This window comes from Bacillus sp. NTK071 (genome assembly GCF_017303315.1).
Taxonomy (GTDB): Bacteria; Bacillota; Bacilli; order Bacillales; family Guptibacillaceae; genus Guptibacillus.
The window spans coordinates 368,895-392,654 of sequence record NZ_JAFKOI010000001.1 but is presented as its reverse complement, the minus strand read 5'-3'; the positions used below and the strand labels follow the sequence as shown (position 1 = coordinate 392,654).

Annotated in this window: 21 protein-coding genes; all 21 read right to left on the bottom strand. The window is 40.8% G+C overall.

The window, feature by feature from the left end; translation table 11 throughout:
• Positions 1–33: 33 nt before the first annotated feature.
• Complete coding sequence (locus JI666_RS02005) at positions 34–954, bottom strand: dipeptidase (protein ID WP_206888442.1); 921 nt, start codon at positions 952–954, stop codon at positions 34–36.
• Between the two features lie 118 nt (positions 955–1,072).
• Positions 1,073–1,333: a stage V sporulation protein SpoVS gene (gene spoVS, locus JI666_RS02000; RefSeq protein ID WP_044391806.1), complete on the bottom strand. Its 261-nt coding sequence runs from the start codon at positions 1,331–1,333 to the stop codon at positions 1,073–1,075.
• Between the two features lie 108 nt (positions 1,334–1,441).
• Positions 1,442–2,236, bottom strand: a complete 795-nt coding sequence (locus tag JI666_RS01995; protein ID WP_206888439.1) for a TIGR00282 family metallophosphoesterase — start codon at positions 2,234–2,236, stop codon at positions 1,442–1,444.
• A gap of 345 nt (positions 2,237–2,581) precedes the next feature.
• Positions 2,582–4,144: a ribonuclease Y gene (rny, locus tag JI666_RS01990; RefSeq protein WP_206888436.1), complete on the bottom strand. Its 1,563-nt coding sequence runs from the start codon at positions 4,142–4,144 to the stop codon at positions 2,582–2,584.
• 386 nt (positions 4,145–4,530) lie between these two features.
• Positions 4,531–5,580, bottom strand: a complete 1,050-nt coding sequence (gene recA / locus JI666_RS01985) for a recombinase RecA (RefSeq protein WP_206888434.1) — start codon at positions 5,578–5,580, stop codon at positions 4,531–4,533.
• A 195-nt stretch (positions 5,581–5,775) separates the two neighbouring features.
• Positions 5,776–7,344, bottom strand: coding sequence for a DEAD/DEAH box helicase (locus tag JI666_RS01980; RefSeq protein ID WP_206888432.1), 1,569 nt, complete (start codon positions 7,342–7,344; stop codon positions 5,776–5,778).
• An 11-nt stretch (positions 7,345–7,355) separates the two neighbouring features.
• Entirely contained in the window at positions 7,356–8,585 is a 1,230-nt protein-coding gene (locus JI666_RS01975) for a competence/damage-inducible protein A (RefSeq protein ID WP_206888430.1), read from the bottom strand.
• Between the two features lie 207 nt (positions 8,586–8,792).
• Positions 8,793–9,371: a CDP-diacylglycerol--glycerol-3-phosphate 3-phosphatidyltransferase gene (gene pgsA, locus JI666_RS01970; RefSeq protein ID WP_206888428.1), complete on the bottom strand. Its 579-nt coding sequence runs from the start codon at positions 9,369–9,371 to the stop codon at positions 8,793–8,795.
• Between the two features lie 177 nt (positions 9,372–9,548).
• Complete coding sequence (locus JI666_RS01965) at positions 9,549–10,460, bottom strand: helix-turn-helix domain-containing protein (protein ID WP_206888425.1); 912 nt, start codon at positions 10,458–10,460, stop codon at positions 9,549–9,551.
• 17 nt (positions 10,461–10,477) lie between these two features.
• Entirely contained in the window at positions 10,478–11,260 is a 783-nt protein-coding gene (locus JI666_RS01960; protein ID WP_136945496.1) for a YmfK family protein, read from the bottom strand.
• Positions 11,261–11,425: 165 nt separating this feature from the next.
• On the bottom strand, positions 11,426–11,677 hold the full coding sequence (locus tag JI666_RS01955; protein WP_206888422.1) for a DUF3243 domain-containing protein: 252 nt from the start codon (positions 11,675–11,677) through the stop codon (positions 11,426–11,428).
• Between the two features lie 67 nt (positions 11,678–11,744).
• Positions 11,745–12,455 carry an elongation factor P 5-aminopentanone reductase gene (ymfI, locus tag JI666_RS01950; RefSeq protein ID WP_206888419.1) on the bottom strand — a complete coding sequence of 237 codons (711 nt, stop codon included), beginning with the start codon at positions 12,453–12,455 and terminating at the stop codon, positions 11,745–11,747.
• A 48-nt stretch (positions 12,456–12,503) separates the two neighbouring features.
• Entirely contained in the window at positions 12,504–13,790 is a 1,287-nt protein-coding gene (yfmH, locus tag JI666_RS01945) for an EF-P 5-aminopentanol modification-associated protein YfmH (protein ID WP_206888416.1), read from the bottom strand.
• Between the two features lie 2 nt (positions 13,791–13,792).
• Positions 13,793–15,070, bottom strand: a complete 1,278-nt coding sequence (gene yfmF / locus JI666_RS01940; protein WP_206888413.1) for an EF-P 5-aminopentanol modification-associated protein YfmF — start codon at positions 15,068–15,070, stop codon at positions 13,793–13,795.
• A 139-nt stretch (positions 15,071–15,209) separates the two neighbouring features.
• Positions 15,210–16,172, bottom strand: coding sequence for an ABC transporter permease (locus JI666_RS01935; RefSeq protein WP_206888410.1), 963 nt, complete (start codon positions 16,170–16,172; stop codon positions 15,210–15,212).
• The gene (locus JI666_RS01930) at positions 16,172–17,230 is read right to left on the bottom strand and encodes an ABC transporter permease (RefSeq protein WP_206888407.1); all 1,059 of its coding nucleotides are present in this window, start codon (positions 17,228–17,230) and stop codon (positions 16,172–16,174) included. Before JI666_RS01930 ends, JI666_RS01935 begins: the two co-directional genes overlap by 1 nt.
• Positions 17,227–18,756 carry an ABC transporter ATP-binding protein gene (locus tag JI666_RS01925; RefSeq protein ID WP_206888404.1) on the bottom strand — a complete coding sequence of 510 codons (1,530 nt, stop codon included), beginning with the start codon at positions 18,754–18,756 and terminating at the stop codon, positions 17,227–17,229. The genes JI666_RS01930 and JI666_RS01925 overlap by 4 nt, the downstream gene beginning before the upstream one ends.
• Positions 18,757–18,887: 131 nt before the next feature.
• Positions 18,888–19,985, bottom strand: coding sequence for a BMP family lipoprotein (locus JI666_RS01920; protein WP_206888400.1), 1,098 nt, complete (start codon positions 19,983–19,985; stop codon positions 18,888–18,890).
• A 358-nt stretch (positions 19,986–20,343) separates the two neighbouring features.
• On the bottom strand, positions 20,344–22,680 hold the full coding sequence (locus JI666_RS01915; protein WP_206888397.1) for an FtsK/SpoIIIE family DNA translocase: 2,337 nt from the start codon (positions 22,678–22,680) through the stop codon (positions 20,344–20,346).
• 112 nt (positions 22,681–22,792) lie between these two features.
• Complete coding sequence (locus JI666_RS01910; protein ID WP_206888394.1) at positions 22,793–23,020, bottom strand: YlzJ-like family protein; 228 nt, start codon at positions 23,018–23,020, stop codon at positions 22,793–22,795.
• Positions 23,017–23,760, bottom strand: coding sequence for a ClpP family protease (locus JI666_RS01905; RefSeq protein ID WP_206888391.1), 744 nt, complete (start codon positions 23,758–23,760; stop codon positions 23,017–23,019). Before JI666_RS01905 ends, JI666_RS01910 begins: the two co-directional genes overlap by 4 nt.

The window sequence follows — 23,760 nt, the reverse complement described above, 5'->3', positions numbered from 1 at the left end:
TCATTAATTCGACAAATACTAAATTCTTACTTATCAGGGCATTCTTGCGATCAAATTTTTACCTAAAAATCCATCTACTTGTTCATTGCTGTAATATCGATGCAGTTCCTCGATGAGGCGTGGATAATCATCATAGCGCTCTAGACCAGCAGGGACTTCATTAATACCATCAAAATCAGATCCGAGACCGATGTTTGATGTTCCACCAAGACTACATATATGCTCAATATGGTGAATAATATCTGATACGCTTGCATTTCGATCATTACGTAGAAATTTCGGAACAAAAGTAACGCCAATAAAGGAGTCTTTCTCAATTAACGCAGTAAGCTGCTGATTATCAAGATTTCGTGGATGTGTGCAAATTGCTTTTGCATTGGAGTGAGAAGCAATTACATAACGCCCCTGGTCCATTACATCCCAAAATGCTCGAACAGATAAGTGTGAGACATCAGTCCAAATTCGATGCTGGTTATGTAAATCGACAATACTTCTACCAAAGTCAGAAAGGCCAGCTCCCCTGGACTCAAGAATGCCGTCAGCCGTAGCATTGCCGTAATTCCAAGTAAGTCCTACTGATCGAACACCAAGACGAATAAGGGTTCTCAACCTGCCTGCTTCCATTCCGATCGCATCGCAACCTTCCAATGTAAGCATGGCACCAATCTTACCATCAGGTAGATTCTCAGCATCCTCTTTCGAATAAACGGGCACAACGTCATCGTAAGGTTTGATGACCTTTTCATGAAAAATATCGACCATACCTAGGGCACAGTCAAATTTAGCAGTATCCGGAACGCTCTCAGGTACGTATACCGCAAACAATTGAAGTTTAGCGCCTGCTCTCCTCATTTGATTAAGGTTCGTGTGAAGACCTTCACCGTTCTCAAATGAAAGAGAAGGATCCAACCACATTTTACAAAGTACATCGCAGTGTGCATCATGTATATACATCGATAGCCTCCTCGAGTGTTTGTTCAATTTATCTGTTCATCATGTTACCTGGTAATTGAATTCCAAAGTATAAAAAACCTGTTTGTAAAAAACAAACAGGTTTTCTTGACGGAACTATTTAGCGAGGCTCTACAATTAGCTTAATTGCGGTACGCTCTTCACCATCGATCAAAATATCGGTGAAAGCAGGGATACAAATGAGGTCAACGCCACTGGGTGCTACAAACCCTCTTGCGATGGCTACTGCTTTCACTGCCTGGTTTAGTGCACCTGCTCCAATCGCTTGAATCTCAGCATTACCGCGTTCCCGAAGGACGCCAGCAAGTGCACCAGCTACAGAATTAGGATTGGATTTTGCTGAAACTTTTAATATATCCATTTTTATAGCCCCTCCTTAATTTGATCATCCATTACCACTCTAGACTATATTCCTTGTCAGAAGCTTGTATTCCTGCTGTGTCCGTCAAATTTTCAAAACATTCAAAACCTAATCATAGAATGGATGGTCGTCATTGATCGCTATGCGTTCAATCTTGGTTGCCTTACCATTTTTTGGATCTAATGTTAAAATGACCCCACTAAGTTGTTCCCGGCCTTTTGTAACTTCAAACCTTACAGGCATCGTTGTCAGAAATTTCTTAATAACAGCTTCACGTTCCATTCCGAGTATACCATCGTACGGACCAGTCATTCCCGCATCAGTCAAATAGCCTGTACCTCCAGGAAGAATTCGTTCATCGGCTGTTTGAACATGTGTGTGTGTCCCAACAACTGCCGTTACTCTTCCATCTAGATACCAACCCATCGCTTGCTTCTCACTTGTTGTTTCAGCATGAAAATCAACAAAAATAACCGGTGTCCTTTCTCTCATTTCTTCAATTAGCTCATCCGCCTTAGTGAACGGGTCATCAAGTGCAGGAAGGAATGTTCTACCTTGAAGGTTTATTACACCAACCTCTATTCCGTTAATGTTCACAATCGTTGATCCATTACCTGGAGTGCCTTGAGGAAAGTTAGCGGGTCTAACGAGCTTAGGAGCACGATCGATGAATTCAAAGATCTCACGGTTATCCCAGGTGTGATTTCCCATCGTAATAACTTGGGCACCTGCTTCTAGAAAGCCTCGATAAATTTTCTCAGTAATTCCTCGTCCACTTGCTGCGTTTTCACCGTTAACGATTGTAAATGTAGGTTTGTACTTTCTTTTTAAACGAGGTAAGTAAGTTGAAATCATATTGCGTCCTGGAGAACCGACAACATCTCCGATAAATAGTATTTTCATAATGATACTCCAATCTCTTATTTCATTCTTTATCAGTTTATCAAAAGAAAGTCTTGATATTAAGTAACCGATAAAATTATAGGCTGCTTTCGTAAACTTTGTTGCTATAAGAGTGAGAGGGATTTCCGCTCTAGGATGCTCGCTTTCCGCGGGGCGGGCGGTGAGCCTCCTCGGCGCAAAAAGCATTCCGCCTGTGGGGTCTCACCTGTCCCGCTAGTCCCACAGGAGTCGAGCATCCTTCCGCTCCAATCATCAAAGTCTGGCCCTTTATTCAAAAATTCTTTTAAAAAGCAACAATCTTTTAGAAAAGAGCCAATTAAATAAAGCGATGCACGCGGCATCGCTTTATTTTGCATACTCAACTGCCCTTGTTTCACGAATTACCGTGACTTTAATGTGCCCAGGGTAGTCCAGTTCATTTTCGATTTTCTTAGTAATCTCTCGTGCTAGACGATAAGATGAAACGTCATCGACAAGATCAGGCTTAACCATAATTCTGATTTCACGACCTGCTTGAATAGCAAATGACTTCTCTACGCCCTCAAACGACTCTGAAATCTCTTCCAGTTTCTCAAGGCGACGAATGTACGTCTCTAGTGTCTCACGACGTGCTCCCGGACGTGCAGCTGACAATGCATCGGCCGCTGCCACAAGAGTCGAGATTACAGATGTAGCTTCCGTATCACCATGGTGAGACGCAATTGCATTAATCACAACAGGATGCTCTTTGTACTTCGTTGCAAGCTCTACACCAATTTCAACGTGGCTTCCTTCCACTTCATGGTCAATCGCTTTACCAAGGTCATGTAGAAGACCAGCACGTCGAGCAAGCTGTACATCTTCTCCAAGCTCTGCTGCCATAAGTCCTGTCAAATAAGCAACTTCCATGGAATGCTTCAATACATTCTGACCATAACTTGTACGGAATTTCAAACGTCCCAGAATCTTAATGAGATCCGGGTGGAGTCCGTGAACTCCAATTTCAAATGTGGATTGTTCTCCAACTTCACGGATGTATTCGTCTACTTCCCTGCGTGATTTCTCAACCATTTCTTCAATTCGTGCAGGGTGTATTCTTCCATCCTGTACGAGTTTATCCAGGGCGTTACGAGCGATTTCTCTTCGTATCGGATCAAAACCGGACAGAATAACTGCCTCAGGTGTGTCATCGATAATTAAATCAATCCCCGTCAGCGTTTCAAGAGTTCGAATGTTTCGACCTTCACGGCCAATAATCCGACCTTTCATCTCATCATTTGGCAGGTTAACAACGGAAACCGTCGTTTCTGCAACATGATCCGCAGCGCAGCGCTGAATCGCAAGCGATAATACTTCTCTCGCCTTCTTATCAGCTTCTTCTTTCGCATGATTTTCACGCTCTTTCACCATCTGTGCTAATTCATGCTCAAGCTCATGCTCGCTTTCACGGAAAATGATTTGCTTCGCTTCTTCCCTCGTAAGACCGGAAATCCGCTGAAGTTCTTGTTGCTGTTCTTGTAGCAACTCCTCCACTTTGCCTTCCATCTCTTCAATTTGTCGTTGTTTTTTGGTGAGAGAGTCCTCTCTTCTTTCGAGGGAATCCTCTTTTTTGTCAAGAGTCTCACTTTTGCGATCAAGGACCTCTTCTTTTTGTACCAAACGATTCTCTTGTTTTTGTAACTCATTTCTGCGTTCACGAATTTCACGCTCAGCTTCAACACGAAGATTATGATTCTCGTCCTTCGCTTCAAGCATAGCTTCCTTTTTCAAAGCTTCCGCGTCGTTTTTACCCTCTTTGATAATCCGTTGCGCTTCCATTTCTGCACTGGAGATTTTCGCTTCAGCAATCGTTTTGCGAACAAGAAATCCAACAACTGCTCCGACTACTGCAGAGACCAGCATAGTGGAGATGATGATCACTATATCCATCGAACTCACCTCCTCCTGCTATCAACTTGTTGGTTTACTGTCATGTTAGTTCTTTGTACCATTTGCAAGATTTCAATCCAGCACATGTCACTTGTTAAGAGTAAAGTATAATCTTACTAGAAAATTATAATTATACAATTAATATTGTATCTTTCAGCGTAAGGGTTGTCAAGAGAGCACATAGAGTCAAAATTGCTTCAGATAGCTCATTATTGCTCTTTTTTTCGCCTCTTAATCATGGATTATTCATTACTAATAACTGACATCTTACTGCCTGAACTTGGAAATGATTATTTAATTTAATCAATTATGAACGTATTTCGCACAAAAAAGCCTATGTAATGAGAGAAAAAGCCGGTCTTAATGACCGACTTCCCCTATATACCTTACTTATCTTCATCAGGAAGAAGCGTATCCTTGCCTGTTGCCGTTTCTTCCGTCTGCTTATCTGCGTCAAGATTATGATGAGCGCGCACGCGTCCTTCAATTTCAGCTTCAATAGCCGGGTTTTCTTTCAAGAATTGCTTCGCATTTTCACGACCCTGCCCAAGGCGTTCGCCTTCAAACGAGAACCATGCGCCGCTCTTTTGAACGATCTCAAGGTTCGAACCGATATCAAGAATTTCACCCTGCTTCGAAATACCTTCACCATACATAATATCAACTTCAGCTTGTTTGAATGGTGGAGCAACCTTGTTCTTTACAACTTTAATACGAGTCTTGTTACCAACCATATCGTTACCCTGTTTAAGAGTTTCAGCGCGGCGCACTTCTAATCTAACAGAAGAATAGAATTTAAGGGCACGTCCGCCTGGAGTTGTCTCGGGATTTCCGAACATAACTCCAACCTTTTCACGAATTTGGTTAATAAAGACCGCTGTCGTTTTGGATTTGTTAATTGCACCTGAAAGCTTACGAAGTGCTTGAGACATGAGACGTGCTTGCAAACCTACGTGAGCATCTCCCATTTCACCTTCAATTTCTGCCTTTGGTACAAGGGCAGCTACGGAGTCTACAACAACCATATCAACTGCACCGCTTCGCACGAGTGCTTCAGCAATTTCTAGGGCTTGTTCCCCTGTATCAGGTTGGGAAAGCAGTAGCTCATCGATATTTACACCTAGTTTTTCTGCATAAACTGGATCTAGTGCATGTTCAGCATCTATAAAAGCGGCCTGACCGCCGTTACGTTGTACTTCTGCGATGGCATGAAGGGCAACTGTCGTTTTACCTGATGATTCCGGACCGTATACTTCAATAACACGCCCTCTAGGATATCCTCCCACACCGAGAGCAATATCAAGTGCTAGCGATCCAGTGGAAATAGTAGAGACCCTTTGCTCGGCTTGTTCGCCAAGTTTCATAATGGAACCTTTACCAAATTGTTTTTCTATTTGTCTTAATGCCATATCTAAGGCAGCTTTGCGATCACTCACGAATGAATTCCTCCTCGTTATTAAACTATCACTATCATATCTCTTTTTTATCGATTTGCCAATAGAAAACCGAACATTTATTCGTCTTTTTATTTTGGACTTATCTTGACTTTTCCATTTTCTTTTAGTTCTAAAGTGAATGAAAACCTCATGAAGAACGATCAGCTCCAGGGCTGGAGCTGATCGTTTTATTTACTACACTCTGCTTTTTTGGGGTTTGGCAGGTTCAAGATGGATCGATTTACCATCAATGCCTCCTGCACGAAGCGCTTCATATACGAATGGAGCTACATCTTCGTGAACTTCAAAGAATGAGAACTTCTCGAAAATATCGATCCGTCCGACAGAATCGTTCTCAACGCCTGCCATCACTGAAAGCTCACTAAGAAGCTTCTTCGGATGAAGGTCAATGTTACGCCCTACATTAAGGAAGAAACGGACCATGCCATTCTGTCCGCCCGTTTCACCGAAGTTATATTCGGAAGGCGTTGTATTTTGTTTTTCTTGAATCGCGTTTTCTAGCAATGCTTGAACAAGTTCATGTGCATCATACTTCGCAAGAAGAAGTTCAGATGTTTCTCGAGCTGATGATTCCTGCTTTTGGTTTTTCAATTGCTTTTCAACTGATTTAATAATGTTTTCAAGATCCACTGATTCATCTTGAAGTGGTTCAGCAGAAAGATTTAACTTAATTTTTGATTCAATTGACTGAAGAAAGCGCATGTCTTTCGGTGTGACTAGTGTTAATGCAACACCTTTGTTACCTGCACGACCGGTACGACCTATACGGTGAACATAACGCTCGGGATCCTCAGGGATATCATAGTTAATTACATGACTGACGTGGGCAACGTCTATTCCTCTTGCGGCTATATCAGTCGCAACAAGGAAGTTAATTTGGGAACGTCTAAATAGATTCATAACTTTTGATCGTTGCTGTTGTGTAAGGTCACCATGAAGTTCTTCACCACGATAGCCGCGTTTCTTAAGCGATTCCGTTAGCTGAGAAGCTCCCTTTTTGGTTTTCGTGAAAATGATTCCTAGACGAATGTCTTCATTCTCAATTACACGACAAAGTGTATCAAACTTATCACTTTCAAACGTTCGATAGTACACTTGCTCAACTGTGTCTGCTGTTACATCCCCTTTTGAAACTGAAATTGTAAGCGGGTTTTTCAAGTACTTTCCTGAAAGCTTACGAATCGGTGCTGGAATTGTAGCAGAGAAAAGCAATGATTGGCGCTGAACAGGTAACTGCTTGAAGATTAGTTCTATATCATCAATAAAGCCCATATCGAGCATTTCATCCGCCTCATCAAGAACAGCCGTATGAACATTGTCTGTTCGAAGTGTCTTACGCTTTAAGTGATCAAGCATACGTCCTGGTGTACCCACAACGATATGAACACCTTTCTTCAATGCACGTATTTGATGATAAATCGGCTCGCCACCATATACGGCAAGGACATTAAGCCCCTTATATTTCGAAAGCTTCTGAAGTTCAATCGCAACTTGCATAGCAAGTTCACGAGTTGGGGTAAGAATAATAGCTTCTGGCCCGCCCACTTTCTTTACTTTTTCAATAATAGGAATACCAAAGGCTGCGGTTTTTCCTGTTCCAGTCTGCGCTTGACCGATTATATCTCTTCCTTCAAGTATTGGTTCAAGTGCTTTTTCCTGGATCGGAGTCGGTTCCTTAAAACCAAGTTCAAGCACAGCTTTACTTACTTCATTGGATAATGCAAAGTCTTCAAAATTCTTCATACCTACGTAATTCACCTTTCTAAATTCAATAGTGTATTAAATCCATGTTTCACTGTTCGTTTACGAATAGCATCTCGGTTACCAGCTAGATGAAGTGAAATGACTTTCTCGCCTGATGGTGAAACTATTCCAATAAACACTGTCCCAGGTTCCTTTCCTTCGCTAGGATCTGGTCCAGCTACGCCGGTGAAACTGATGCCGACATCGGTGTTATATCTCGCTCTCACGCTTCTTGCAAGTTCAATCGCACACTCTTCGCTTACGGCACCGTATGCTTCGAGCGTTTCGTTTGATACGCCGATCTCTCGCTTTACTTCGTTAGAGTAACACACAACCCCGCCATAAAAAAGTGAAGAAACTCCAGGTAGATCCGTTAATTGTTGACTAAATAGTCCACCCGTGAGGCTCTCAGCTGATGAAATCGTCCAATTACGTTCTTCAAGCAAAGAAAATGTTTCTTTAGCAAGAGAAGTCTGGTCATAACCATACAAGAACTTCCCAACACGCTTACTAATTTTCTTTTCTGTTTCATCAATAAGCTTTTCTGCTTCCGCTTTCGAGTCCGCTTTTGATGTTAAACGAAGCGTAACTTCCCAGTCACCTGCTAGCGGAGCAATTGTAGGATTCGTTTGTTGATCAATTAAATCTTCAAGTTCCGTCTCAAGCCTTGATTCCCCAATACCAAAGAAACGAAGCACGCGAGAGACAATTGTGTCACCCTGCTTCATCTGACTAAGTAAATAAGGCTCTGCATAGTTGGTGAACATTGGGTAAAGTTCTTTAGGTGGGCCAGGAAAAAGCATATACGTTCGCTTGTTCGATGTTAAAGCCATTCCAGGTGCCATTCCATTGTCATTTCGAAGAACGTCAGCACCATCTAAGACCAGCGCTTGTTTACGGTTATTCTCTGACATAGGTGCTCCAGTTTTCGTATAATACGCTTGAATGGTCTCCATCGCTTCTTCGTTGTAGACAAGCTTTTTGTTAAGCGTTTCAGCAATCGTTTCCTTCGTAAGGTCATCTTTCGTTGGACCAAGTCCACCAGTGAAAATCAGCAAATCTGAACGAGATTCTGCAGTTTGAATCACCTGTTTTAGGCGATCACTATTGTCTCCAACTACGGTGTGATAAAAAACGTTAATGCCAAGATCAGCAAGACGGGTAGAAATAAATTGTGCATTTGTGTTTGCGATTTGTCCAAGTAATAACTCTGAACCTATTCCGATAATTTCAGCATTCATTCGTAATCATCCCTTCTATTAAAAACCTGATTAGCAACCAGATTTAATAGCTTGTTTAAAACTCTTCTTCCTCTATTATACATTGGAATGGTCATAACGTATAAGAAAGCGCCTCATGTCCCTTTAATATGGTACGAATGAAACGGACGTTTAGTGAGTATTTAAAAGGTTTCAAAAAGGAACAGAATAATCTGTTCCTCTGAGTGTTTAGCGTGATTTTAGAAGTACTTCACGATTTTTATAGAAATAATCCCAACCTGAATAAACAGTAATAATGAGTGCAGCCCATAATGAAATTATCGCAAATGGAAAACCTACTGCTCCAAATGGCACATTTTCAATTAAAAGTGCAATGATGGCTATAATTTGAATCCATGTTTTGAGCTTACCAAGATTGCTTGCTGCAAGTACCTCTCCCTCTGAAGAAGCAACAAGCCTAAGGCCAGTTACAGCAAACTCACGACTTAAGATTAGAACTACAATCCAAGCAGGTGCTGCTCCAAGCTCCACTAGAGAAACAAATGCTGATGTAACAAGAAGTTTGTCGGCAAGTGGATCAAGAAATTTCCCAAGATTTGTAACAAGGTTATGTTTCCTCGCAATGTATCCGTCAATCCAGTCTGTCACAGAAGCGAAAATAAAAATGGCTGTTGCGATCAATTGAGAATTTAATAAAACGGTGCCTGCAATCTCCGTTTCTCCAAAAGGCAGTGGAGCTAATAGAAAAATGAGAAAAACGGGTATTAGGAAAATGCGAGATACTGTAATTTTATTAGGCAAATTCACGTATGTTCCTCCTAAATGTCATTTAACCTGTAAGGGGTAGCTGTTATTGAGACATTGTATAAGCAACCCATTAAATCGTATTCTATTCTATCATTGTTTCTTTCATGCAGAAAGGAAAACTTCTCCAATGATTAGTCGAAAGAAAAAGGGTCATCTAACGAAGATGACCCTACTTACTTACTCTGACTTTTTAAAATTTAACGTAACGTTTTGAACAACCGGTTCATTCGGGATGTCAATCTTCTCTCCATTTACGAATACAGTAACGTTCGGTGAGCTTCCTAATCGTAATGACGCTGAAGATTCTTTTGTTAAGTCATGCGTTACCTTTTCACCTTTTTTAAGACTCTTATACACGTATTTCTTGTCACTAGCACCTGTTAAAGCAACCCAGCTACCGCCTTTAGCTTCTAGCTTAACTTCATACTTATCTGTGTTAGATAGTTCATAGGTTGAGCTCGAAGAATTACTTTCGACTTTCTTAATAGCCATGTCAGGTTCTGGTTCCTCTTCAGGCTTCTTCTCTTCATCTGAAGATTGTTCCTTAGCGTCCTCGTCAGGTTGATCTGATGAATCCTCAGGCTTTTTCGAATCAGTTACCTCATCAGAGGAAGGCGGGTTACCACTATTCTCATCACTAGATACCTGTTCTTCTACTTGATTTGTCGTCGCAGTCTGATTTGTTTTCTCATCACCATTCTGCACTACAAACCAAATGATGGCTGCAACACCGACCAAAGCGAGGACGACAAGAATCGATGGAAATACGGACGGCCACTTGGAAGTTGTTTTGCTTGGTGACGTCGGCCTTCTCATTTTTCTTGGAGGCAAGTTCTCTGGCACATCTGTGCTGGCTTTAGGAATTTCAGACGCATATTCCTCTAGTAATTCCTCTCCGCCAAGGCCAACTGCTTCCGCATAGTTTTTAATAAATGCACGCGTATAAAAATTACCTGGAAGCAGTTCGTAATTTCCTTCTTCTATTGCATGAAGATAGCGTTTTTGAATCTTTGTGATGGATTGAATTTCCTCGATTGATAATCCCTTATCATTTCGAGCCTCTTTCAATCGTTGACCTAGCTCTGTCAATGAAAAACACCTACCAATTAGTTAAAGTCTAAGCTCGAAAACCCAGAATTCTGATTTTCAATCACTTGATATGTAATTTCTTGTTCTGGATCGTCTCGCAATTCAATTATATAATCAAAATCGTTCATCGTATACTCTGTTTCTTGAACAAATATATCAGGATGCTCGACAACCTTCGTTGCTGGAAGTCTCATGATATCCCTAAGCACCTGCCAGTGCTTCTCAGAAGCTCTTCTTGCTGAAACGATTCCATCGATGAGAAAAATATGATCACTATTTAATTCATCATCTGCAATTTGGGTTCGAACGGTTTGTTTTAACATTGTTGAAGACAAGAAAACCCACCTCTTATTTGCACATACGCTTGAGGCGACAATCGATTCTGTCTTTCCTACCCGAGGCATCCCACGAATCCCAACAAGCTTATGGCCGTCCTGTTTAAAAATTTCTGCAAGGAAATCAACAAGTAAACCAAGTTCATCACGAATGAATCGAAATGTCTTCTTATCATCTGCGTCACGCTGTATGTATCTGCCATGACGAACAGCAAGACGGTCTCTTAATTTAGGCTCTCGCATTTTCGTAACAGTAATATTATCCATCGTATTAAGAATAGATTCAAGTCGTTCAATTTGCTCAACGTCATCTACAAGAAGCAAAAGTCCCCTTCTCATATCGTCAACACCATTAATTGTAATAATATTAATACCTAGCATTCCTAATAGAGAAGCGACGTCTCCAAGAAGACCAGGTCTATTCTTATGAATTTCGTATTCAAGGTACCATTCCTTTTTCTCCATATGCCAACTCCCTCAGCCACAAATTTCCTATGTTCTTTAATCATAAATGATTTTCAATTAGTATAAAAGAGATGAATACGGATTTTGTTTACTTTTCTTAGATGTTTTGTCCAAATGCATACAAAAAGAAGGATGTTCTCACATCCTTCTCCTCTATTCGTTTATTTATCTTTCGTTTTGGACAAGCTTTACCATCATGTTAGCGATGGCATGCTGTTCTTCTTCACTCGCTACATGCCATAAGTCAGCAAGAATTTGTTCTTGTTCGTTTTTTGCTTTAACGCCATCAGCAAGGTATCCGCCGATTTGATAAGCAACATCTGAGACAACTTCTTGAGAAAGTCCTTGCTGCTGCCCCTGATTTAAGCGATCGTGCAAAAATTCTTTCCACGTATCAAAATTATCTAGTACAGACATCTATGTCCCTCCTTTATCAATTCATCACCTATATGTTGCGTCGAAAAGAAGTACTTTATGCATTAATTTATTGCCATGCACCATCAATTGAAATGACTTGGCCGGTTATGTATGCTGCTTGATTCGAATTAAGAAATGAAATAAGTGAAGCGACCTCAACTGGTTTACCAGGTCTTCCTAATGGGATCTCCTCAATCAAAGCTCTTTCATCATCTTCAATAAGCGAAGCATTCATTGCTGTTGAAATGTAGCCAGGAGCGACTGCATTAACACGAATGCCACTTGGCCCGAGCTCTTTCGCAAGCCCTTTTACAAAAGCGTTTAAGCCACCTTTAACGGAGGAATACACAACTTCACACGATGCACCAGATATCCCAAAAACAGAAGACACAACGATTATTGAACCGCTCTTACTTTGAACCATGTTCTTTGTATAATGCCTACCAAGCTTAATGGAAGAAGTGAGGTGAAGATGGATCATCTCATCGATTTCACGATCAGACATATCTGTTAATAAACCATTAAAACTGTTGCCTGCGTTTAGAATGAGCGTATCGACTTCTGGTACTTCGTTTATAAGCGCCTCGACCCCTTTAGAACATGATAAATCAGCTTTAACTGGTATAACGGACGCCTCTGGATTTTCTTCTTGAAGAGCTGTAATGGCGCCATGGTTAGAATGATAGTGCGCATATACACGGTTTTCTTGCCTAATAAACTGCTCTGCAACAGCCTTTCCAATCCCTCCACTTGCCCCTGTAATTAAAATGTTTTTCACTTTGACTTCTCCTTTCTGAAAAGAAAAAAGCACCCGATAGGGGTGCTTTTACGCCTTCGGAACAACCTGACAAACCGTAAAGCATTCTTCAGCGAAGTGTTCTTTCACGGCATTTTCAACATCTTGAGCTGTTAAAGCCTCAAGTACAGGTACTACTTCAAACAAATCCATTTGATTAAAACGATAGCGCGTGAACTGATTTGCAATAAATTCTGGTGAATTTAAAGCTCTCAAAAAGCTTCCGATTTTCTTTTTACGAATTCGCTCAAGTTGCTCTTCGTCTACAGCTTTATTCTTAAACGATTGAATCATGGTGTACAACCGATCAGCAAGCTCATCCGGTGAACTTGTATTGCTACCAAGAATTGAGAAACCGAACTTCTCTTCTTCTGTAAAGTCGTAAGAAAAGCTCTGGTCAATTAAGCCTTCGTTATACAAAGTTTCATAATTCTCTGAGCTCTGACCAAACATTAAGTCAAGTGCCAAATTAATGGATAACTCGTGCTTAAGAAGTTCTTCACCTTGACGTCCTGGGTTTGGCTCTTTAAACCCTACAAGACATTTAGCTACTTGAACAGACATTTGAAGAACTCTTTTCTTCTCAGCAACCTTTTTAGGCTCCTCATCGAAGAATCGCTCAATAGGCGGTTGATCTTTATAAGATTTTGCAGCTTGGTTTTTCTCAACAAATGACATAATTTCATTTGGCTCTACAGCTCCAACAACAAAGAGCACCATATTGGAAGGATGGTAGAATGTTTCATAACAGGTATATAGGGATTCTTTCGTAATTTTAGCGATCGATTCTACTGTTCCTGCAATATCAATTTTAACTGGGTGGTGATGGAACATGTTTTCAATCACACCAAAATACGCACGCCAATCTGAATTATCATTGTACATCTCGATTTCCTGGCCAATGATCCCTTTTTCTTTCTCCACGCTTTTATCACTAAAATAAGGATCCTGTACAAAGTTTACAAGCGTCTCAAGGTTTTGCATTACATTTTGTGTTGTAGAAAACAAGTATGCCGTTCTTGTGAAAGAAGTAAACGCATTTGATGAAGCGCCCTGTTTACTGAAATCCTGAAACACATCACGATCTTCTTTCTCAAACAGCTTGTGCTCAAGGAAGTGCGCAATTCCATCTGGAACTTGAATGTTCTCTGAACCATTTAGCGGTACAAAATGGTTATCAACAGAGCCGTATTTAGTTGTGAACGTTGCGTATGTTTTGTTAAATCCTTTCTTTGGAAGAACATATACATCAAGTCCATTGTCCATCGTTTGATGATAGAGTGTTTCTTGTAGTTGATTAAATGGGATAGTTTTCATGATTAAGCTTCCTCCCCTTTTAAGAAGTAAACAGTATCAAGCTTAACCTTGTCAGCAACCGCTAGAATATCTTCTTTCGTCACGGCTTCAACACCGTCCAGCCATTCTTCGATGCTACGAAGCTTTCTTGATACAACACCGTGGTAAAGAAGTTCAACCATACCTTTCGCATCATCTACTGTTTCGAGTAGCTGATTCCGGATCATCGTTTTTGTTTGTTTCATTTCTTCTTCATTGAAGTCACCATTCCTCATTGCAGTGAGCTGTTCTTTAATAATTTCAACAGTTTTGGAATAGTTCTTAGCTTCAATTCCTGACATCACGATAATTAAACCCTTATGGCTCTCGTAGCGTGACGCTGCATAATAAGCAAGGCTCTCTTTCTCTCGTACATTACGGAATAGCTTAGAATGTGAGAAGCCACCGAACATGCCATTGAAAACTTGAAGTGCATAATATTCATCATCAGCATACCCAACACCTGAACGAAAGCCCATGTGAAGCTTCCCTTGCTTGATTTCCTGAGTTTCTTGCACTTCCTTCTCTTTAACTTCAAGCGATGCCTTGACTGTCGTCTCAGACTCTCTACTGCTGCGCTCTTCAAAAGGAAATAATTCTTTTACGATACTTTCTACTTTAATGCCTTCCAAATTACCTACAAAATAGAGATCAATCTCATCTTCTGCGCAAACCTTTTTATAGTAATTATAAAGCGATTGTGAAGTAACTTTATCCACCTGCTCACTCTCACCAAACACATGTAAGCCAAACGGCTCATCAGGAAACATTTCCTGAGTTAACCTCATATTAGAATATCTCATTTTATCGTCATAGATTGATTCAATTCGCTGCTTCATCGTTCGCTTTTCTTTTTCTACAATTGAAGGATCAAAACCAGAATCCCCTGTTTTAGGATTCATCACAACATCCGCAAGTAGTGTCAAAGCTTTCTTAAATAACGGATCATCTTCCGATAAAAATTTCTCATTTGCGAAATCCATTCGGAACGTCATAATATGAAAATCACCTTTTTTAGCAAGGTCAACACCAAGCGTTGCCCCATACAATTTCTCAAGCTCTGTTCTCACAGCTTTCGAAGATCCATATTGAGCCGTCCCACTCTGAAGCACATAAGGTAAAAGAGCACGCTCCGTAACCGTATCTTTCGTTAACTTTGCCTTAAACTGCATTACTACTGTTGTCGTCTTATATTTATCCGTCTGTATCCTATGTAGCGTCAAACCGCCGCAAGAGGTTTTCTCATGAGGGATAATAGCCATTGACCTCACTCCTTTTTAAAATCCATTAACTACCATTAGAGGAAAGCATAACTTATCCCCTTTATACCATAGTATGTGTAATAAGGTAAGCAATTACCCCTAAAGAAAAAACCCTCCGCTTTCACGGAGAGCTTCATTTCTAGCGCTTCCCTTTTTCATACGGCTGTCCAATTGCCTTAGGAGCATCCGCTCGTCCAACAAGTCCTGCAAGGGCAAGGATTGTTAAAACATAAGGAGATATTAATAAATAAACTTCTGGAATTTCTTTTAATCCAGGAATTTGTTGACCGGTAATACTAAGGGACTGAGCAAGACCGAAGAATAAAGCAGCGCCCAAGGCTCCTAGAGGATGCCACTTACCAAAGATCATAGCTGCTAACGCCATGAAGCCTTGACCGGAAATCGTTGCATGACTAAAGTTACCTGCAATTGAAGTAGCATAAACTGCTCCACCAAGTCCTGCAAATCCACCACTAAGCATTACCGCTACATAGCGCATTTTCGTAACGTTAATCCCCATAGTGTCTGCTGCCATTGGATGCTCACCTACTGAACGTAAACGAAGACCAAATGGCGTTTTGAAAAGAATCCACCACACAACAAAGGCAAGTGCAATTGCAATGTACGACGTATAGTAAGCACTTGAGAAAAACAACGGACCGATAAATGGAATATCACTTAATAAAGGCACGTCTGTTTTATAAATACGTTCTTGAATAATTGGTGTTTGACCTGCGTCAAAAATTTTCTTCACAAGAAAAATTGCAAGACCAGCTGCAAGGAAGTTAAGTGCAACACCACTCACAACTTGATCTGCTTTGAACGAGATGCTTGCAACAGCGTGTAATAGTGAAAATAGCATTCCTACAATAATGGCTACTATGAGTGAAAACCATGGTGACGCTGCCCCCATCCCCCATTGCTCACCGAGAATTGTAAATAACGCTCCTGTGAAGGCTCCCATAAGCATGAGTCCTTCAAGGCCAATATTAACCACGCCTGACCTTTCACTGAATACTCCACCAAGAGCAGTGAAAATCAGGGGAGCTGCTGAGAAGATAGCAGCAGGAATGACGAGCTGAAGAATCTGCATGAAATCCATTAAATTTTCCCCCTTTTGTTCACTCTGTTGCTGATCCAGTGAATCAAGTAACTTGATGCGACAAAGAAAATAATCATCGCAATTACGATTTCAACAAGCTGTGTAGGTACCTGTGCAACAGACTGCATATTCAGAGCTCCAATTTTCAATCCCCCAAATAATGCTGATGCTAGAACAACACCAAATGCACTGTTTGCTCCAAGAAGAGCTACGGCGATTCCATCAAAACCGACACCTGTAAAATCGGCCATAACGGTCATATAACCATATGTTCCAAGGCCTTCCATAGCTCCAGCTGCTCCTGCAAATGCACCAGAGATGACCATAGAGAGAATAATGTTACGTTGGACATTTATGCCGGCATATTCTGAAGCATATTTATTAAACCCTACTGAGCGAAGTTCATATCCCGTCGTTGTCTTCCAAAGTAAGAACCACATAATAATAGCTCCAATAATTGCAACAACAAAGCCATAGTGTAGACGAGAAAAATCAGTAATCGTTTGTAGAAAAGATGATTGAAGTGAAGCCGATTGATTAATTTGATCGGTACGCTCTCCAGGCGCAAGCAAATACGTACGAATGATAGCATTCACGACATGTAGTGCAACATAGTTCATCATGATCGTCGTAATAACTTCATGAACATGATACTTTGCTTTTAAGAAACCAGGAACAAATGCCCACATTGCACCTGCAACTGCAGCAGCAAGAATAGCTAGTGGAATGTGTACAATTGGACTTAATCCCTCGAATTGCAATCCAACATAAACTGATGCGAGCCATCCGACAAGAAGCTGTCCCTCTACACCAATATTAAAAAGACCCGTACGAAATGCAAATGCGACCGCAAGACCAGAAAGAATAAGCGGCGTCATTTGACGAACTGTCTCACCAAGTACATATGAGTTCGAGAAAATCCCGTTAAATAAAGCTGCATAAGCAACAATTGGATTGTATCCACTCACAAGCATGATAATACCACCAACAAGTAACCCAAGCGCTACTGATAGCACTGGGACAGTGATATTAGACCATCTCCCTTTTAAAAGTTTCATGAAGTTTCACCAGCCTTTTTGCGGTTTGCGCCCGCCATTAAGAGGCCAAGCTCCTGCTCTGTTGTTTCTTCAGGCTTAACGATAGCAACGATTTTCCCTTCGTATATAACGGCAATACGATCGCTAACGTTCATAATTTCCTCTAGTTCAAAGGAGATTAAGAGGACAGCTTTCCCTTTATCTCGCTCCTCCACCAACTTTGAGTGAATAAATTCAATTGCTCCAACATCAAGCCCGCGTGTAGGCTGTGCTGCAATTAGGAGATTAGGACTACGATCAATCTCACGAGCGATTATCGCCTTTTGTTGATTCCCTCCTGATAAAGCACGCGCTGGTGTGGACTCACTTGGCGTTCTGACATCATACTCCTTAATCAAGGACTTTGCTTTGTCCATGATAGTAGAAAAATTCAGAATACCATTCCTAGAAAAAGGTCTTTTATAATAGGTCTGAAGAACCATATTTTCGCCAATAGAAAAATCCAATACAAGGCCATGCTTATGGCGATCCTGTGGAATATGTCCAATACCGCCCTCTGTTACGCGACGCGGTTTCCAATTCGTAACATCTTTTCCGTTAAGCACGACGCTGCCGGATTTTGATTTTCTTAGTCCAGTAATAGCTTCAATTAATTCAGATTGTCCATTTCCATCTACCCCTGCGATACCAACAATTTCTCCTGCACGAACGGACAAATCCATTCCATTGACAGCAGGTACTTTTCTTGCATCTTCAACGACAAGGTTTTTAATTTCAAGTGTATTCGTTGTAGGTTCAGAAGGCTTTTTCTGAATCGAAAAATTCACTTCTCGTCCAACCATCATTGATGCTAGTTCATCTTCGTTTGTATTGGCTACATCCACTGTACCAATTCCTATACCACGACGTATAACCGTACAACGGTCACTTACTTCCATAATTTCTTTCAATTTATGTGTAATTAAGATAATTGACTTACCTTCTGAAATCAATTTCTTCATAATAATAATCAATTCTTTGATTTCTTGAGGCGTGAGCACAGCAGTTGGTTCATCAAAGATCAAAATATCAGCACCACGATAAAGTGTTTTCAAAATTTCAACCCGCTGCTGCATTCCAACTGAAATATCTTCTATCTTGGCGTTTGGATCAACTGAAAGACCGTATTGCTTAGAAATCGATTCCACTTCTTTAGCGGCCTTTTTAAGGTTCACTTGTCCTTTAGTAGTCGGTTCATTTCCAAGAATAATATTTTCAGTAACCGTAAATTTTTCTACAAGCATAAAGTGTTGGTGCACCATACCTATACCTAGTTCGTTTGCAATATTTGGATCTGTTATATTAACTTTTTGACCGCGCACATGAATTTCACCTTGCTCAGGCTGATAAAGACCAAATAACACATTCATTAGCGTTGACTTACCGGCACCATTTTCACCTAGCAGAGCATGGATCTCTCCTTTTTGTAGCTGAAGAGTAATGTTATCATTTGCGACGATGCCAGGGAATTCCTTACGAATATTCCTCATTTCAATTACATACTCCATACAGATGTCACTCCCTTATCCAAAACATGAAACAAAGGCTAGTCTATGAATATACTAGCCTTTGTCCCGTATTTGGCTGTAATATAGGTGAGATTTCCAAGAGGTTGTTCAGCCCTAAGGATGAATGTCTCTTATAAAGAGCTTTCGAATTTCTCGAATTCTTCGTCCGTACTAGGAACTTCCAACTCGCCGCTCTGGATTTTCTCTTTATACTCTTCTACTTTTTTCAGTGCTTCTTCTGATACATTTTCCTGTGTCTCTGCAATACCTACGCCATCTTCCTCAAGACCAAATTCTGTAACTTGTCCACCAGGGAAGTTTCCGTCCATTGTTTGCTTGGATACTTCAATTACTGCAGTGTCAACGCGCTTAATCATAGACGTTAGCGTTACATTCTCCGGCATACCTTCTTCATGCTGGTCACGGTCTACACCAATAACCCAAACTTTTTCACCGTTTTTTGCACGGTTCTTCGCTTCTGTGAACACACCGTTACCAGTTCCACCAGCAGCATGATAGATGATGTCTGCACCTTTATCGTAAAGGGTTGCAGCGATCTGTTGACCTTTCTCTGCAGCGTTGAAATCATCTGCATACTGAGTAAAGATCTCAGCATCAGGGTTTACAGATTTTACTCCAGCTTTAAATCCGCTTTCGAACTTCTTAATTAGTTCAGAGTTAACTCCACCGATGAAGCCAACTTTGTTTGTTTCCGATTGCATCCCCGCAATAACACCAACAAGGAATGAACCCTGGTGCTCTTTAAATGTAATACTCGCTACGTTCTCAAGAGGCTCTCCATCTTTGTTTACAGCAACGCTGTCCACAAGTGCAAGCTGAGCATCTTGTTTTTGTGTAGCAATTGTTTCAATATCCTTCTGCATAAGGAATCCAATTCCAAAAATCAAGTTATAATCTTCGCGAATTAGACCTGAAAGGTTTGGTTGGTAGTCACTTGCTGCAGTTGATTGTACATATTTAAAGCCCTTATCTTTCTCAAGTCCATTATCTTTACCAAACTGCTGAAGACCTTCCCAGGCAGATTGGTTAAAGGATTTATCATCAACACCGCCTGTATCAGTTACCATCGCAACTTTAAAATCGCTGCTTTTATCTTCTGTACCTCCGCCTCCAGAACTTTCATTTGCTGAATCATTTGTTCCACAAGCAGACAAAAGTGTACCGGCAGCTAATACAGCCGACAACATAAAACCGTACTTCTTCTTCATTTTAATCCCCCTAATGTTTTTTAAACTCCGCATGCTCTTTTATCTCTATCGAGCTATGCTTTGTTTGGTCGCGTTATCATAACTCTCAAAAAATTATGTGTGAGCATGAAATACGCTTTTTGAATAATTGTGAAAAATAAGTCATATTTCGACATAACTATACCATTTTCAAGGAGATAAAGGAATAGTTTTTTGAAAAAAAACTCGATTAACAATATTTTAAATCATACAATACATTACGTGAAATTATTGTTTCTTTTGTTATTTGAGTGTGTTAATTTCAACTTCAAAATGCTCGCTTTCCGCGGCAAAGTTTGATGGAGCCTCCCGAAAAAGGGCATAAAAAAAGAAGCGCAATCTAGCTAGATTGCGCTTCTTCCTCTTTGCTTATAAGTACTTCGCGTGGCTTACTTCCTTCATATGGTCCAACTATTCCCCTAGCCTCCATTGCATCGATTAGCCTTGCTGCTCTTGTATAACCAATTCTAAAACGACGTTGAAGCATGGATACGGATGCTGTTTGCATTTCAGTAATGAGTTGGACAGCATCATCGTAGAGATCGTCATCTACTTCAGGTTGAGCTTCTTCTGGTTTATCTGATGGAATCATTTCTTCTTGGTATTGCGCTTTTTGTTGAGCAATCACAAAGTCAACTAGCTCTTCGACTTCCTCATCAGATAAGAAAGCCCCCTGAACACGCTTCGGTTTATTCGCACCTACCGGTAGGAAGAGCATATCTCCTTTACCAAGTAATTTCTCAGCACCACCCATATCAAGGATGGTTCTCGAATCCGTCATGGAAGACACACTAAATGCAATTCGAGAAGGGATATTGGCTTTGATAACGCCTGTAATAACATCAACAGAAGGTCGTTGAGTGGCGATAATTAAATGGATACCAGCTGCCCGAGCCATTTGGGCAAGTCTTGTAATCGCATCTTCTACATCACTTGATGCAACCATCATTAAATCAGCTAGCTCATCAACGATTACAACAATATAAGGTAGCGTTGGTTGCTTTGCTTCAGACGTTTCATTCTGACGCTTAATATAGTTGTTATAACCCTCTATATTGCGAGTCCCGGTATGGGAAAAGAGTTCATAACGACGTTCCATTTCATTGACGACCTTTTTCAAAGCCTGTGATGCTTTTTTGGGATCTGTTACCACGGGTGCAAGAAGGTGTGGAATACCATTGTAGACATTTAATTCTACCATCTTAGGATCAATCATCATCATTTTCACTTCATGTGGCTTAGCTTTCATCATGATACTTGCGATGATTCCATTAATGCACACACTTTTCCCGCTTCCTGTTGCCCCTGCGACAAGCAAGTGTGGCATCTTTGATAAATCCGATACCACGGCTTCACCTGAAATATCTCTTCCGAATCCGATAGCAACTCTTGATTCATGAGATTGATACTCTTTCGATTCTAGTACTTCCCTCAAAGTAACCATCGCTACTTCAGAATTTGGAACTTCAATACCTATTGCAGATTTACCAGGTATCGGTGCTTCAATTCGGAGATCTCTTGCAGCAAGAGCAAGGGCCAGGTCATCTGTCAAGTTGACAATTTTACTTACCTTCACGCCCGTATCTGGGTATACCTCGTATTTCGTTACAGCAGGTCCAAGATGAACCTTCATTACTTTTGCCTTCACTCCAAAACTCTCAAACGTTTTCTCAAGTTTCCTTGCATTAGCAGAAATCTGCTGCCGTTCATTATCCTGTGAAATTTTCTTAGGAGCCTGAAGCAATGAAAGTGACGGGAGACGATAATCTTTGTTTTCTAGCTCTCCTACAGTCAATGATTGAATAGGTGTCCCATCCGCTGTTTCTGAAGTAGCTGCACTCTTCGACTCTTCCTGCTTATCTTGTGCTGCATCAGGTTCTGCTCTGTATGCACTTTCTGTAAACGTACGAATTTCAGGTTCGAAGGGGTCCTCTTCTTGTTCGTTATCATTTTGCGAGACATCATAGGTTTCAGGCTCCATTGTTTCTTCCTGTTCCCTTAAAGCTGCTCGCTGTTCCTTCTTTTCTCTTCTCGCATTTTTGCTTTCCATAAATAAATCTTTTGCTTCGTCAAAAGTATTGGTGACAAACCCTTTGATCCATTCAAAGAACTTTCCAAGAACATCACTGAATGACTTGCCAGTGATTAAGACGAATGAAAGAAGAATCAACAGAAAAGACATTAGCTGAGTGCCAGTTGCATCAAACAAACGATAACTAAACGCGAATAACATAGCACCGATCATGCCACCGCCAAGCGGGCTGGATTCTGATGGATTGGTTACATCCATACGGAAGAGTTCATATGTATTAGCGATAACCGATGCACTACCCCATTCTCCTTCACGAGATAAAGTTTCAAATAAGCCAACATGACTTAAGAGTAAAAAAGATGTTCCTAATAAATAAAAGCCAGCTAGCCGCCTTGTCCAAAAAGGTGGCAGTTTTCTTTTCACAATTAAATAGCCAGCAAATAGAACGAGTCCAGCAACTATGAGCCCGAACCATTCTCCTGCAAAAAAACGAAACATATGATAGATTGCTCGACCGACAACTCCCATTTTTAAAACGCCTAAAACGGTAAACGCCAGAACGGTCAAACCGATAAATTCAATTTTTACTTGGGATTGCCAGGCGGCCTGTTTCTTTGTTGACTTCTTTCGTTTTCGCTTTGCCATATTCTCACCTCTATACAAGCCATAGCTGGTAAGAAAAAGCAGCCATTTCAGGCTGCTTTTCGTTCACCAATCTATTCCTAGTATACCACATCTTGCCGTGGTCCTATAGGCTCTATTTCAAAGGGGAAGTTGATAAAGTAAGCATTTGACCAGGCTGCGTTGCTTCATTTAAATAATCCTGAGGATTTGTACTTAATACCTGGACAACTCTGCATTCTGTAAGAGAAGTTCTTTCGACGAGAAGTTCTACACCATTCCATTCAATAATGTTTTGCTGTTCGTAGACGGATTGCTCTGGTGGAAAAACCGCCTCATGGGGAAGAATCGTGTAGAGGATCATTGCACGAGATCTCCTTCCTGATTCCCTTTGTATTCATCAATTAATTCATTAAGCTTTTTCATCGCAGGTCCCACCGCACCAACTTCATTAATCAATCCGTAACTAACAGCATCATCTCCGACAACGTTTGTCCCAATATCTCTCGTAAGGTTTCCTCTTGAGAACATTAATTCCTTGAATTTTTCTTCTGTTATATTTGAATGCCTTGTTACAAAACTCACAACCCGCTCCTGCATTTTATCTAAGTATTCAAATGTTTGTGGTACGCCAATAACAAGTCCAGTTAATCGAACAGGATGGATTGTCATCGTAGCTGTTTCAGCAACAAAAGAATAATTCGCCGCAACGGCAATAGGAACACCAATGGAGTGCCCTCCTCCAAGTACGATTGAAACAGAAGGTTTTGATAGGGAAGCTATCATTTCAGAGATCGCAAGACCAGCTTCTACATCTCCTCCAACAGTATTTAAAAGAATAAGGACTCCTTCAATTTTAGGATTCTGCTCAATTGCAACAATTTGAGGGATCAAATGTTCATATTTCGTTGTTTTATTCTGTGGTGGAAGTTGAACATGACCTTCAATTTGACCAATGATTGTCAAACAGTGAATGTTTGAATGATCCATACTTGGCACATTCGTTTGACCAAGCTGCTGAATTTTATCCACAAGTGATGATTTTTGGTCATCTTTTTTATCAGGCTCCTGGCCTGGGTTTTCATTACGATACTCATTATTCAT